The organism is Pseudomonas putida group bacterium ESBL64, from assembly GCF_045277175.1.
Taxonomy (GTDB): domain Bacteria; phylum Pseudomonadota; class Gammaproteobacteria; order Pseudomonadales; family Pseudomonadaceae; genus Aquipseudomonas; species Aquipseudomonas alloputida.
In genome coordinates this window covers 5,524,214-5,537,737 of the sequence record NZ_CP145799.1, presented here as the reverse complement: position 1 = coordinate 5,537,737, position 13,524 = coordinate 5,524,214, and the positions used below count along the sequence as shown (strand labels likewise).

Sequence of the window (13,524 nt, the reverse complement as noted above, 5' to 3'; positions counted from 1 at the left end):
CGCCCCTTCGGAAAAAGGCCGCCACTCTACCATAGGCGCGCCGAGGGCTCATCTGCCGGAGGTCAGGGAATTAGGCTGTCGGGCTACCGGGTCGGCCCTCTGGGCCGTGCAGTACCTGTGGCAGCGGCTTTACCCGCGAAAGGGCCAGATCAGCCACCCCCCACATCACGCCAGAATCGCCGCTGTCGGCGCACACCCTCAACCTCCCCATGCCGCCCCAGCACCAACCGCAATGCCCCCTCCACTGCCGTATCATGCATCACCACCCCATGCCGCTTATACCGCTCGACCACCTGCACGTGGGGGTGCCCGAAGCTGTTGTTGCGCCCCCGCGAAATCAATACCCCGCGCGGTGCGGTAGCCCGGACGAACGCCTCGGTGGACGAGCTGCGACTGCCATGATGCGGCGCCTGCAGCCAGTCGATACGCGGCACTTCAGTGTCCGCCAGCCAGGCCCGTTCGGCGGCAGCTTCCACATCCCCCGCCAGCAGCAAGCGCTCGCCCTGCGCCTCGACCAACAGCACACAGGAACGGTCATTACTGCTCTGCCCGTCCACCCAGCGCCACAACGAAAAACGCACGCCATCCCAGTCCCATTGCTCGCCACTGGCACAAGGCTGCAACGGAACATCAACCAGCGCTTCCCCACCGATTATCCGCTTGATCGGCAAACCACGCGCAATGGCCTCGGCCCCGCCCGCATGATCGGCATGCGCATGGCTGATCACCATCACGTCAAGGCCGCCCACCCCCAGCTTGCGCAAGGTTGGCAGCACCACGCGTTCCCCCAAGTCGCTTTCCCCCCTGGCCGGCCCGGCATCGTAAAGCAGGCTGTGATGCCGCGTACGCAAGAGCACCGCCAGCCCCTGGCCGACATCCAGCTGCCAGACCTCGATTTGGCCAAACGGCACCGGCTCCCTGGGTACCCACAGCGCCAGCAGCATCACCCCTCCCAACCCGCGCAGCGGCACACCACGAGGCAGCAAAAGCAACAGCGCACCCAGACATACCAGCAGCCAGGCCCACCACGGCAGGGCCGGCGGCACCCATGCCGGGCGCTGCTGCGCCACCAGCGCCAGCCCGCGGAACAGCACATCCAGCAGGCCACCTGCCAGCCAGAGCAACGCCTCGCCAACACCCGCCAGCGGCAACATCAGCGTGCCCAACAACGCCAACGGCAAGACCGCCAGGCTGACCCACGGCACCGCCACAAGATTGGCCAGCGGCGCACTCAAGCTCACCGGCAAGCCCGTGGCCAGCAACACCGGCAGCAAGCCGACAGCGATCACCCATTGCGCTCGTGTCCAGGCCTGCCAGGGCCGCCAGCCACCCAACCGGGCACTGAAGCAGTAGATGAGCGTGGCCACGGCGGCGAACGACAGCCAGAACCCAGGCAGCAACGCCGCCAGTGGCTCGAAGACAAGCACAGCGACCAGTGCAACCAGCAACGGAAAAAAAGCGCCAAGGTGGCGAAAGCGCAGACGCCAGAGCAGCACCACGGCCAGCATCAGACAGGCCCGCTGCACTGGCACCCCACCACCCGCCAGCCACCCGTAGGCCAGCGCTGCGGCCATGGCCAGGCCACAGGCCCAGGGTAACCACGGTAGCCTTGCCGGCCATAGCCCCCAACGCGCCAGCCCGGCGACCAGGCCATAGAGCAAACCGGCGACCAGGCCGATGTGCTGGCCGGAAATCACCAGCAGGTGCACCGTGCCGGTGGCCTGCAACGTCTGCCAATCCTCCCGGGCCATGCCCGCACCATCGCCAAGCACCAGTGCCACCAGCGCTGCCTGCCGGCCATTGGCTTCGACCATCAGCAAGCGCTGACGCAGCGCATCGCGCCAACCACCGGCGACTGGCGCCAGCAACTGCCCCGCCTTGACCGTACCCGTAGCCCCCACCCGTCGCGCCAGCAACTGCGCTTCCCGGTCAGGCCCGTGCGGGTTCAGCAGCCCGGCCGGGCGTTGCAAGGTCACCGCCAGCCGCCACTGCTCGCCCGCCCGCAGCGGCGGCCCATCGAACCAGCTCAGTTGCAAACGCTGAGGCAGTTCGGCCCGCCGCGAGCGTGGCACTTCCAGCTCGAAACGCACGCCTTGTGCAGTGCGGGCCGGCAAACCCGCCACCCGCCCCTCCAGCCACAAGGTGCGCCCCTCCAGGCCGGCAGCCAGACGATCATCAAGGGCCTGCTGAGCAGACCCGCACGCCCAACACAAGCCCAGCAGAAACCATCCCAACGGCCATACGCGGGTAAACAGGCTGCCGACAGCGCAGGCTGCCAGGGTTATCAACCATCCGACCGATGGCAATGCGGGCAGAAAGCCCAGGCACAACAGCCCGAGCGCGAGCGCAAACATCCCTGTGCGCATGAGGTAGAGCTCCAGAAGGCGAGTCACCTCCTGAGGCATAGCTCAATTGCCGGCATCGCTTGCTCAACAATTGTCACAAACTCTAAACGAGGCGGAGCAGGATTAAGGGCATACTGCCAGGGTCAACGCTCCGGGAGCCTACATGCCGCGCCGACTTTTCAAACGCTACATGCCGGACCCGACCAGCATTCGGGAACACAAGTCCTTACGCTTTTTCGGCAAATTGCTGCACGACCCCAACCTCTGGCACCTGAACCGCCATTCGGTGGCCAGAGCCATGGGTGTGGGCCTGTTCGCGGCGCTTATTCCCATCCCGATGCAGATGCTGCTGGCGGCGGCCCTGGCGATCCCGGTGCGCGGCAACCTGCCGGTCGCCGTCAGCCTGGTGTGGCTGACCAACCCGTTGACCATGCCGCCGGTGTTCTTCGTCACCTACATGACCGGTGCCTGGCTGATGCAGGTACCGCCGCGCACCCTGCCCGACGAGCTGACCTTCCAGTGGATCACCGACCAGCTGTCGACGCTGTGGCAACCCTTCCTGCTCGGCTCGGTGGTGTGCGGCGTGGTGCTGGGCATCCTTGCCTACTTCACAACCATGTTCTACTGGCGCTGGTGGGTGGGCCGGCAGTGGCGTCGTCGCCAATGCCGGTGCAAGGCTTCAGGCCCGCATGCCACGGCCGCTGACCAGCAAGCGAACGCAAACAACGTAGAGCACCGCAGTGGCCACCAGCATGAAGGTGATCGCCGTGCCAATGCTGATATCCGACACCCCTAGAATGCCGTAGCGGAACGAGTTGACCATGTGCAGCACCGGGTTGGCCAACGACACGGTCTGCCAGAACGGCGGCAGCAGGTTGATCGAGTAGAACACCCCGCCCAGGTAGGTCAGCGGCGTCAGCACGAAGGTCGGGATGATCGAGATATCGTCGAAGTTGCGCGCGAACACTGCGTTGACGAAGCCAAGCAGCGAAAAGATGGTGGCTGTCAGCAGCACAACCACCACGGTCACGCCCAGGTGGTGCACCTGCAGGTCGGTGAAGAACATCGACAAAATGGTCACGATCACCCCCACCGCCAAACCACGCAGCACCCCACCCAGCACATAGCCGATGAGTATGGTGTGCGGCGACACCGGCGACACCATCAGTTCTTCGATCGAGCGCTGGAACTTGCTGCCGAAAAAGCTCGACACCACGTTGCCGTATGAGTTGGTGATCACCGACATCATGATCAGCCCCGGCACGATGTACTGCATGTAGGTGAAGCCACCCATGTCGCCGATCTGCCGGCCAATCAGGTTACCGAAGATGACGAAGTACAGGACCATGGTGATCGCTGGTGGCAGCAACGTCTGCGGCCAGATGCGCAGGAAGCGCCGCACTTCGCGGTAGACGATGGTGTTCAGGGCGACCCAGTTGGTGCGCAGTTCCACACTCATACGGCCACCTTCGACAGGTTTTTTTCCACCAGGGACACGAACAGCTCCTCAAGTCGGTTGGTCTTGTTGCGCAGGCTCTGTACCTCGATGTTCTGCAGCGCCAGCTGGCCGAACAGCGCGGTGATGCCGATGTCCTTCTCCACCTGCACTTCCAGGCTATGCGGGGTCAGCAGCCGGCACGGGTAGCCCTGCAGTACCGGCGCCGTGGCCAGGTCCTGCTTGAGGTCGAGCACGAAGGTTTCGACATGCAGCTTGCCCAGCAACTGGCGCATGCTGGTGTTCTCGACGATGGTGCCGTGGTCGATGATGCCGATGTTACGGCACAGCTGCTCAGCCTCTTCCAGGTAGTGGGTGGTGAGGATGATGGTGATGCCCTTCTGGTTCAGCTCGGTGAGGAAGCTCCACATCGAGCGGCGCAGCTCGATATCCACCCCGGCGGTGGGTTCGTCCAGGATCAGCAGACGCGGTTCGTGGATCAATGCGCGGGCAATCATCAGACGCCGCTTCATGCCGCCGGACAACGAACGCGACTGCACATCACGTTTGTCCCACAGGCCCAGCTGGGTCAGGTACTGCTCGGCGCGCTCCTTGGCCAGCTTGGGCGGGATGCCATAGTACCCGGCTTGGGTCACGACGATGTCGAAGGTCTTCTCGAACTGGTTGAAGTTGAACTCTTGCGGCACCACGCCCAGGCAACGCTTGAGCGCGGAGGGCTCGCGGTCCAGGTCGTGACCGAACACGCTCACTGTGCCGCTGGTCTTGTTCACCAGGGTCGAGAGAATGCCGATGGTGGTGGATTTGCCGGCGCCGTTGGGGCCGAGCAAGGCGAAGAAGTCGCCTTCGGCAACATCGAGGTCGATGCCTTTGAGGGCCTGAAAGCCATTGCCGTAGGTCTTGGTCAGCTGTCGGATGGACAGGGCGGAACTCATAGCGGGTCACTTACCGAAGAAAAAGGTGCAGGACACGCCAGGTAAAGTCACTGGCGCAGTGAGTGCAGCCATGGTGCAAGGCCAGGCTGCACAAGTACAGTCACATCTATTGATAATGACTATCGAAGCGGGTTCAAGTGAGCGCGGTCATCACGGCGGCCTGGTAGGCCGGGCGTTGCTTCAGGCGCTCATACCAGGCTTGAAGGTGGTACATGTCCGGGCGCTCGATGGGCAGTTCGAACCAGGCATAGATGAAGCTACCCAGTGGGATGTCGCCCATGCCGATCTGGTCACCGGACAGGTACGGCTGATTGGCCAGGGTTTCGTCGGCAATGGCCAGTAATTGCGCGCACTGCTTGTGCGCGGCGTTGATCGCCACCCAGTCGCGCTGGTCTTCCGGCGTGCGCAGCAGCCCCCAGAACAGCGGGCGGAAGGGTGCGGCGAAGGACGATGTGGTCCAGTCCATCCACTTGTCGGCCAGGGCGCGCTGGCGTGGGTCTGCCAGATACCAGCCCTGCTCCGTGCCGTACTCCGCGCACAGGTAGCGAACGATGGTGTTGGATTCCCACAAAGTCAGGTCGCCGTCTTCGAGCACCGGCACCAGGCCGTTGGGGTTGCGGGCGCGGTAGTGCGGCTCGTTGACCACGCCGAAGGCGCCGCCGGCGTCGATGGATTCGAAGTCCAGGCCCAGCTCGTGGGCGATCCACAGCGCCTTGCGCACATTGCTCGAATTCTTGCGGCCCCAGATCTTCAGCATGGCAACATCCTTTTGAGTGCGGAGGTGGCACAGTCTACTCCAGACCTTCGCCGCCTGTACGGGCCTCTTCGCGGGCAAGCCCCTGCATCGCTCGGTGATGTTGCCACGTACCGTCGTAGGAGCGGGTTCACCCGCGAAAGGGCCGGACCTGCCGGCCAACATCCCAGATCATTCACCGTCGCAGCACCATCGCATTCGCGGGCAAGCCCGCACCTACATCGATCGGGGGGCTCGCCACATACCGTCGTAGGAGCGGGTTTACCCGCGAACAGGCCTGTACAGGCGAACAAATGAACTGAAACTCCCACCGCCACACCCTGTCACTGTTCTGAACATGCCGTTCACAGCATTGCGTCTAAGCTGTCTGGGACGGCTCAAGCCCTTGGTTCCAAGGAGGACCGATTATGTTGCTGTTGTGGTTGGTGGTGCTGGTGATCGGCGCGGCGTACCTCACGCACCGGCGCCTGGCGCCCTTGCAGATTCTCGGCATCCTGGCGGCCTATGTGCTGTTGATGGGCATTTTCAGCAGTGCCCCCGGCTGGCTGCTGGCCTTGATCTGGGTGGTGCTGGCCCTGAAGATCGCCCTGGTTGCGCTCCCGCAGTGGCGGCGCAAGGTGTTTACCGCCCCGGTATTTCGCTGGTTCCAGCGCACCCTGCCACCCATGTCCCAGACTGAGCGCGAAGCCATCGACGCCGGCACCGTGTGGTGGGACGGCGAACTGTTCAGTGGCCGCCCCGACTGGCGCACCTTGCTGGCCTACCCGGCACCGAAACTGACCGAAGAAGAACAGGCCTTCATCGATGGCCCGACCGAAGCACTGTGCGCCATGGTCAGCGACTGGCAGATCGGCCAGGACCTGGACCTGCCGCCCGAAGCCTGGGCACATATCAAGCAGCATGGCTTTTTCGCCTTGATCATCCCCAAGGAATACGGCGGCAAGGGCTTCTCCGCCTACGCCCACTCCCAGGTGGCGATGAAACTGGCCACCCGCAGCGGCGACCTGGCCTCCACGGTGATGGTGCCCAATTCCCTGGGCCCAGCCGAACTGCTGCTGCACTACGGCACCGACGAACAACGCAACCACTACCTGCCGCGCCTGGCCCGAGGCGAGGAAATCCCCTGCTTCGCTCTCACCGGCCCATTGGCCGGCTCCGACGCTGGCGCCATGCCCGACACCGGCATCATCTGCAAAGGCCAGTGGCAAGACGAAGAAGTCATCGGCCTGCGCCTGAACTGGGAAAAGCGCTATATCACTCTCGGCCCGGTCGCCACCCTGCTGGGCCTGGCATTCAAGGCCTACGACCCGGACCACCTGCTGGGCGATGAGGAAGAACTGGGCATCAGCCTGGCACTGATCCCTACCGATACCCCCGGCGTCGAAATCGGCAAACGTCACCTGCCGCTGGGCGCCGCCTTCATGAACGGCCCCAACAGCGGCAAAGACGTGTTCGTACCGCTGGACTTCCTGATCGGTGGCCAGGCCATGCTCGGCAAGGGCTGGATGATGTTGATGAACTGCCTGTCGGTAGGCCGCTCCATCTCACTGCCGGCGGTCGGCACCGGTGCCGCCAAGTACACCAGCCTGGTCACCGGCCAGTACGCCAATATCCGCGAGCAGTTCAACGTGCCACTGGCGGCCTTCGAAGGTATCCAGGAATCGCTGGCACGCATTGGCGGCAACGCCTGGCTGATGGACAGTGCCCGCCTGCTGACCGCCAAGGCCGTAGACCTGGGCGAGAAACCTTCGGTGCTGTCGGCGATCCTCAAGTACCACCTGACCGAACGAGGCCGCGAATGCATCCAGCACGCCATGGACGTGCACGGCGGCAAGGGCATCATCATGGGCCCGAACAACTACCTGGGCCGCAACTGGCAAGGGGCGCCGATCTTCATCACGGTTGAGGGCGCCAACATCCTTTCGCGCAATTTGATGATCTTTGGCCAGGGTGCAATTCGCTGCCACCCGTTCGTGCTCAAAGAGATGGCCTTGGCCGGGCTCAAGGATCAAGACCAGGCGTTGAGAGCGTTCGACGATCTACTGATCAAGCACATCATGTTCGCCGCAGGCAACGCCTCCAGTACGTTGATCCATGGCCTGGGGCTTAGCCGTCTGGAAACGGTCCCAGGCGACGCGCTGAGCCAGAGCTACTTCCGCGCCCTTAATCGCCAAGCTGCAGCGTTCGCATTGCTGGCGGACCTGTCCATGCTGCTGCTCGGCGGCACTCTCAAGCGCCGAGAACGGCTCAGCGCACGGCTGGGCGATGTCCTCAGCTATCTATACCTTGCCAGCGCTGCACTCAAGCGTTATCACGATCTGGGTTCGCCGGAGCACATCAAGCCGCTGCTGCGCTGGGCCATGGAAGAAAGCTTGGGCCAGGCGGAAAAGGCCCTCGACCGCTTGCTGGACAATTTCCCCAACCGTTTTGTCGGCTGTGCGCTAAGGGTATTGGTGTTCCCTTTGGGCCGCCGCCATACTGGGCCTAGCGATGAGCTGGATGCCGAGGTGGCGGGCCTGATTGGGCGGAGCAAAGGAGACCCGGCGCTAGAGGAGTTGCTGGCGGGATGCTTCAGGCCCAGCGCCGAAGGCGACCCGGTCGCTACCCTGCAAACGGCCAGCGACCTGATGGCCGAAACTGCACCGCAGGCCAGGGAACTTCAGCAAGCAATGCGAGCCGGTAAGTTGCGTGTTGCTGCAGGTGAAGGGCCAGTCGAGGCAGCGGTCCGAGCCGGTATATTGCACCCGGCGCAAGCACGGCGCCTAGAGGAGGCCGAACATCATAGACGCCAGGTGATTGAGGTAGATGCATTCGATAAAGAAAGTCTCGCATTAACGAAGGGCAAAATTCGCTAGGTGGCTGCGGCACAACACCGATGAGGCCACGAAGTGCCTCATCGGTTCGCTGCGCGGATGCGTCCTGGCACCGCAGTGAAAGCGCACATCAGCTTTCGAATAATGCTACAAACTGCGGCGGGGTATACAAGGGGACCGGTATGACTGTGACCGCCCAGTAAAGAAGCCTGGAACTGCCCCGATCGCGCCCAGCAATTACGGTGAATGGCGTAGGCGCTTCAGGCCCTTGAGTAAATACACCCGACCTGGAAACTGATCCATTTCCAGCGATGATCTTCCACTCAGTATTATCGTCAGTCACTGGCACCTCCTTCCCAACCTCAGTATCGAAATACCAGAGCTTAAGTTTCAGCGCATTCCCTTCCAGTGCAAATTTCAAATAGTGAGTTTGTGGAGCATAGAGCGTGACAAAGGTTGACACGGCGCTCTCATTATTTACAGTTACCTGAATTAAATCCGTACTCGCCCAATCGCGCAGTGCCTCCAGTATCGCCGGCGCCTGGAGGGTCTTGCAGTCTTCCTCATAGTCAATGGGTGACAGTTGGTTCGCAGGAGGCACATAATAATGAGTGCCATTTTCTTGATGAAGCCCGCCTCTATGCTCACCTATGAACTTGACCTCGGCAGTGCCAGAGCGAGAGATCTCAAGCGGCTGTTTGCCATAGCCGGCACCAACAACGCTGATCAGAGGGCTGACAGTGAGGGCACCTGGGGCATTGCCCACCTGCGGCGCTGTCTGCGCATTGCTGGTCCGACGGTAGCCAAAAGCAAAAGCGACCCTTCCGGTAGGTGTGTCTTGCGAGGGATCGTATGTTACGGTTCCTGGCGGAACCATTAACGAAGGCAACCAGGCAACGTCCAATGGCGGCTTATTCAACATGTTCTCCGGAAATACCAGCGCTACAGTGCTCATCCAGAAATCACTTTCAGCTATGCCGTTCAATGGTGACGCTAACGGGTCCGGATCCGGGATTGAAAATAAGGGTGAAAATAGATGGTAGAGCATCTGGTCGGCTTTGGAGATTATTGGCACGACCATCAAATCGCGCAGCAGTGGATTAATCGGAACCGGTAACGTATAGAGAACGACCGCTTTTCTACCATCATAGTGTTTTGCCAATAGCCGTTTGTCAGTATCGTTGCCGCCGTAGCTATATTCGACATCCCCTTCCCACACAACCGTAAGCTCCCGGCTCGGCAGCGACTTGTAAATAAATTTATGCCGCTCGCCACCATCGACAAAAGAAATTTCGATAGCCAACACCCTGTCGAGGGGCAGATTCATCTTTCGAATGCTACTCACCCAAGGGCTATCCGAACCTTGTTCGGTAAGCAGAACAACCTCCTGTTCATGTAACGCTCGCTGCCTAAGGGTCAGGTACAGTGTGGCATTCGAAACAGTATATTCGAGCTTTGGTAACCCCATCCGAATGTGTTTGATTTTTCGGGTATTCCCTGCTGACTCCCTGTCTAGAACAATCAACTCTCCAGGTTCGTCGGACAATTCGGGGTAGCGCGCCTGCCAGCAGGATCCAAGCAGTCCAAGCTTTATTGTAATGCCAGCAATCGGAAGCTCTGTTGATAATTTACTCGACATATGGGTTGCTCCTCGAGATCGAAACACCAAACCAGATCATCGCTATGGGTTTCGTAAGGTTGACCCAGCCGCCCGCTCGACGCTACTGGCAAAAATGTCAGTACGGCGCTCGATTCAGCTGGATGCTCTGCAACGAGGTACAATGCCTTCATCACCCCTGCATCAGGATCAACCCGTGACCACCCCCTACCAGCGTTACAACCTTCAGCTACTAGAACACCTGCGCACCATCCTGGTCGCTCTCGAAAACGCCGAGCAAGTACCCGAGGAAAGCCATGCCTTGTTTCTGGAGCGCTTCGACGAACTGTTAAGCCTGCTGCCGCAGGACCCGCTACATAGCCAATACTTGGGGCAAGATCTGCTTTGCCAGGTGATCCAGCGCTACCCGCAAATCGCCCACTTGGTGCCACGCGACCTGCTCTGGTTCTTTGGCGGCGACTGCCTGCACTTCATGCCCGATGAAGAGTTGAACCTGTATCAGCAGCTGGAAGAGCGCCGCTATGAAGCCGAGCAGAATGGCGAACCCTTCGACTGGCATCAGCAGAAGCAGTTGCTGGCTGCTTCAGGCCATAGCCACTGACCATCCATTTCGGCAGGCGTCGCGCTCTCCACACATCAAAAAGAATTCTCCTACAGATTACCTTTTGCGATCTCCGTAGGCTTGCACAGTACCGATTCAGCCTCCCTCTACGGGATGCCGGATCGGCATACACCGACAACCACCTACCGGATCGCAAAATTAATGAAACGTATCCTTACACTGTTCGCCTTGGGCCTGAGCTGCAGCTCTGCCATGGCCAACACTGGCGTCATCGAATTCGAAGGCTCCGTGAGTACCGGCGGCACCTGCCCGATCGACGTTGTGACACCTGGCGCTGGTGCACTGCCGAAGATCTCCATGGGTAACTTCAGAATCAAGGATTTCACGGGGGTAGGCGACAAAACTCAGCTCGAAAAGTTCGCCCTGCGGATTGACAACAGTATCTGCGGCCTTGGGGCAGACTCCACGGCAACCGTGAAGTTTAATGCCAACTATGGCACCGACCCTTCTGGCACGCTGTATAGCCTGCAAAGCGGCCGCGGCTACAGCGCTGGCTTAGCGCTGGCTATCTACGACAAGAACGGCACTCAGATCCCCCCGGGTACAGACTCCGTTGAATACCAGAACGTAGAAAGAGAGGACATGAACTTCTCCGCACGGCTACACACCATTGCACACCCCGTGACCGAAGGGCGTATCTGGACAAGCGTCAACTTCGTGGTTGCCATTCCTTGACACCGGCACCCAGCAAGTGCAGACCGCTGCGCTTGCTGGCGGCCATCTACAGAACACCCACTTATGCCTACCTCATTTCTGCGCAACCTGCTGTTGGTTGCCGCCGCTACAAGCGGCTTCATGTCGGCTGCCCAAGCATCACTCACCCTCAGCGCTACACGCATCATCCACGGCAGCGACAAACAAAGCAGTTCGATCATCGTTGCCAACCCCAGCACTCACACTTTTGCGGCCCAGACCTGGGTCAACACGGAAACGGACGACAGCACCACCGCTGTGCCACTGATCGCCACGCCTGCCCTGTTCAGGCTGGATCCTGGCAACGAACAAACCGTACAGATCAATCGCCTCCCCAATGACCTGCCAAAGGATCGGGAATCACTGTTCTACTTCAACGTGCAGGAAATCCCTCAAGCAGATGACGAACCATCGAACACGCTGACCATTGCAATGCGTACCCGGATCAAACTGTTCTATCGCCCAGCCGGGCTGCAAGGTTCTCCGGAAGAAGCCTTGAAGAGCTTGCAGTGGTCCGTGCAACACACCAACGGCAAAGCAAAACTGTTAGTGCACAACCCTTCGCCCTACCATTACACCTTCCAGCGCGTTCAAGTAGGCCAGCTCACTGCGCGTGAAAGCGTCGAGGCCCGGGAGATGGTTGCCCCAGGGGGTACACAGGCCTATGCCCTGCCAACGCCAGTTCCAGCGCCAGGCATGCAGGTATTTTTTACCACAATCAGCGATTATGGCGGCACAACCAAAGAGATCACAGCCCCCGTATCCGGGCTGTGAGGGTACTGCGGCTCACGGTATCAGTGTTGGGCTCAAGAGCGGGAAGTTCACCGGAACGCCCTGCGCGGCAAATCTGACCTGAACGTGCAGGGTGAACCGAACGTCGAGCTCCAGCGTCTGCAGGTAGGACTTTAATACGACCACATCGTCAGCCTGACCTATGCCTCCAATCAGATCAGCAGGCTTGACTTCATAGTCTTTCAGCACCTGGAATGGCTCTGCATCCCCGCCATTGTTCAACGCCCCAGTGACCCAGATGTCGACGAACTGCCCGTCAGCCATCAACGGCCAGGTACCCAGCGTTACGGGAATACGGTCTGGCGCCTTTGACAGGCTCAAATTGTTGCTGGCGACGCCATCTAGCTGAACCCTGGGCAAATTCTTGCTCAGCGGTGATATGAACAGATCGACCGCTGGCGACGGATAATCATGACGCTTGTCGCCAGACGCCACGAACTTCACCTTGGTGGTGATTCCGCTCTGCGCCGCGATTTTCTGCACCGGAATCTCAAACGCTCGCTCTTGCCCCTCATAGCCAGTCGTCGCGGAGAAATAGCCAGGATCACCGGGCTCCCCCCATTCGACTCGCAGCGCTTCATCCGGATAAACCAAAGCGTCAGCCGGCACCACCACCAGCAGCGGCAGCTCCAGGTCATTCAGCGCAAGGCGCAACTGCCCCCCCGTTCCCTCGACCTGCTCAATGTCCGGTAGCGGAAAGGTTCGCGCACCTGCCGATACGGCCACCTTCAAGGGTTTGGAAAACGCGCTGAGGTTGCCTGCTCGATCCTTGATCGCATAGTGCAGGTAGCGATTACCGTCGCCGCGCTGAAGAATCATTTCACTTTCAAAGTCGATGTAAAACGGGCCAGAAATGTCTTCGTAGCCCACTTCGTATCGATCAACCTCGTTCTCGTCTAAAGACTCGTCATCCCAGTAGTAGATAATCGTGTCACCCGCCACGGGCGTCGTGTACCGCGGCACCTCGGTTCGCAGGCGCTGGCCATGGTTTCTCAGATAGCGCTCCGTCAAGCCGTCGCGCTCGATTTCATCCGCGTCCTCCACTATCGTCAGCATGCCCCGCTCCCCGCCCAATGCGGGCGGAGCGAGGTCAATCAACAACTCCAGGACCTCGGAGGGGCTCATGCCACCGGTTCCCGTCACCTCATAACGCAGTTCATGGGCTCCGCTCACGAGTTTTTCCACTGGAACGCTAAAAATCAAGTCCTTAGGTGGCACCTCAGACTCCCAGCTTTTTTCGGCCACAACGTCATCATTCCAGAAAAGCTGGAGGACATCCGGCTCACCGGGTTGAGGATAGGAGACAGGCCACATGGGTACCACTACGGCTAAAGCTTGCTCCGTTGCAACGACGGGTAAAAGGTTGTGATCGCCGCCTGGAATATCTTCGAGCAGCGCCGGCACCTCTGCAGGCAGCAGCAATCCAGGGTCGCCTGGTGGCATGGAACTCATTTGTCTCGCTCTCCTTGAATGGAGGCCAAGTGGCCTCCTCGATCAGC

10 protein-coding genes and 1 pseudogene are annotated in these 13,524 nt (G+C 60.4%); 5 read left to right on the top strand and 6 right to left on the bottom strand.

Annotated features, from left to right (window positions below):
- Positions 1-149: 149 nt before the first annotated feature.
- On the bottom strand, positions 150-2,366 hold the full coding sequence (locus V6093_RS25075) for a DNA internalization-related competence protein ComEC/Rec2 (protein ID WP_265978457.1): 2,217 nt from the start codon (positions 2,364-2,366) through the stop codon (positions 150-152).
- A gap of 142 nt (positions 2,367-2,508) precedes the next feature.
- Here V6093_RS25075 and V6093_RS25070 point away from each other — a divergent pair.
- A pseudogene (locus tag V6093_RS25070) lies at positions 2,509-3,015 on the top strand (DUF2062 domain-containing protein); the annotation flags it as partial.
- A 9-nt stretch (positions 3,016-3,024) separates the two neighbouring features.
- Here the strand turns inward: V6093_RS25070 and V6093_RS25065 are convergent.
- From V6093_RS25065 to V6093_RS25055, 3 genes are all read right to left on the bottom strand, one after another.
- Positions 3,025-3,804, bottom strand: a complete 780-nt coding sequence (locus V6093_RS25065) for an ABC transporter permease (protein ID WP_047604512.1) — start codon at positions 3,802-3,804, stop codon at positions 3,025-3,027.
- On the bottom strand, positions 3,801-4,733 hold the full coding sequence (locus V6093_RS25060; protein ID WP_003247127.1) for an ABC transporter ATP-binding protein: 933 nt from the start codon (positions 4,731-4,733) through the stop codon (positions 3,801-3,803). Before V6093_RS25060 ends, V6093_RS25065 begins: the two co-directional genes overlap by 4 nt.
- 133 nt (positions 4,734-4,866) lie before the next feature.
- Complete coding sequence (locus V6093_RS25055) at positions 4,867-5,490, bottom strand: glutathione S-transferase (RefSeq protein WP_047604511.1); 624 nt, start codon at positions 5,488-5,490, stop codon at positions 4,867-4,869.
- Positions 5,491-5,894: 404 nt separating this feature from the next.
- On the opposite strand from V6093_RS25055, the gene V6093_RS25050 reads away from it, so the two are divergent.
- The gene (locus V6093_RS25050; RefSeq protein ID WP_047604510.1) at positions 5,895-8,342 is read left to right on the top strand and encodes an acyl-CoA dehydrogenase; all 2,448 of its coding nucleotides are present in this window, start codon (positions 5,895-5,897) and stop codon (positions 8,340-8,342) included.
- Positions 8,343-8,430: 88 nt separating this feature from the next.
- Here the strand turns inward: V6093_RS25050 and V6093_RS25045 are convergent, their stop codons facing one another.
- Positions 8,431-9,939: a hypothetical protein gene (locus tag V6093_RS25045; protein WP_047604509.1), complete on the bottom strand. Its 1,509-nt coding sequence runs from the start codon at positions 9,937-9,939 to the stop codon at positions 8,431-8,433.
- Positions 9,940-10,081: 142 nt separating this feature from the next.
- On the opposite strand from V6093_RS25045, the gene V6093_RS25040 reads away from it, so the two are divergent.
- The 3 genes from V6093_RS25040 to V6093_RS25030 all read left to right on the top strand — a co-directional run bounded on the left by V6093_RS25040 (position 10,082) and on the right by V6093_RS25030 (position 12,007).
- Positions 10,082-10,519 (top strand): PA2817 family protein, encoded by a 438-nt coding sequence (locus V6093_RS25040; RefSeq protein WP_052196245.1) that lies wholly within the window; start codon positions 10,082-10,084, stop codon positions 10,517-10,519.
- 162 nt (positions 10,520-10,681) lie between these two features.
- Positions 10,682-11,215, top strand: coding sequence for a fimbrial protein (locus V6093_RS25035; protein ID WP_052196244.1), 534 nt, complete (start codon positions 10,682-10,684; stop codon positions 11,213-11,215).
- Positions 11,216-11,278: 63 nt separating this feature from the next.
- Positions 11,279-12,007, top strand: coding sequence for a molecular chaperone (locus V6093_RS25030; protein ID WP_108078205.1), 729 nt, complete (start codon positions 11,279-11,281; stop codon positions 12,005-12,007).
- A gap of 12 nt (positions 12,008-12,019) precedes the next feature.
- On the opposite strand, the gene V6093_RS25025 is transcribed toward V6093_RS25030, so the two are convergent.
- On the bottom strand, positions 12,020-13,477 hold the full coding sequence (locus V6093_RS25025) for a hypothetical protein (protein ID WP_265978452.1): 1,458 nt from the start codon (positions 13,475-13,477) through the stop codon (positions 12,020-12,022).
- Positions 13,478-13,524: the final 47 nt, after the last annotated feature.

What these genes read in the sequence shown, in the direction of transcription:
- V6093_RS25075 (WP_265978457.1), bottom strand. Translation starts at nt 2,366, where the DNA reads ATGCGCACAGGGATGTTTGCGCTCGCGCTCGGGCTGTTGTGCCTGGGC.
- V6093_RS25065 (WP_047604512.1), bottom strand. Translation starts at nt 3,804, where the DNA reads ATGAGTGTGGAACTGCGCACCAACTGGGTCGCCCTGAACACCATCGTC.
- V6093_RS25060 (WP_003247127.1), bottom strand. Translation starts at nt 4,733, where the DNA reads ATGAGTTCCGCCCTGTCCATCCGACAGCTGACCAAGACCTACGGCAAT.
- V6093_RS25055 (WP_047604511.1), bottom strand. Translation starts at nt 5,490, where the DNA reads ATGCTGAAGATCTGGGGCCGCAAGAATTCGAGCAATGTGCGCAAGGCG.
- V6093_RS25050 (WP_047604510.1), top strand. Translation starts at nt 5,895, where the DNA reads ATGTTGCTGTTGTGGTTGGTGGTGCTGGTGATCGGCGCGGCGTACCTC.
- V6093_RS25045 (WP_047604509.1), bottom strand. Translation starts at nt 9,939, where the DNA reads ATGTCGAGTAAATTATCAACAGAGCTTCCGATTGCTGGCATTACAATA.
- V6093_RS25040 (WP_052196245.1), top strand. Translation starts at nt 10,082, where the DNA reads ATGCCTTCATCACCCCTGCATCAGGATCAACCCGTGACCACCCCCTAC.
- V6093_RS25035 (WP_052196244.1), top strand. Translation starts at nt 10,682, where the DNA reads ATGAAACGTATCCTTACACTGTTCGCCTTGGGCCTGAGCTGCAGCTCT.
- V6093_RS25030 (WP_108078205.1), top strand. Translation starts at nt 11,279, where the DNA reads ATGCCTACCTCATTTCTGCGCAACCTGCTGTTGGTTGCCGCCGCTACA.
- V6093_RS25025 (WP_265978452.1), bottom strand. Translation starts at nt 13,477, where the DNA reads ATGAGTTCCATGCCACCAGGCGACCCTGGATTGCTGCTGCCTGCAGAG.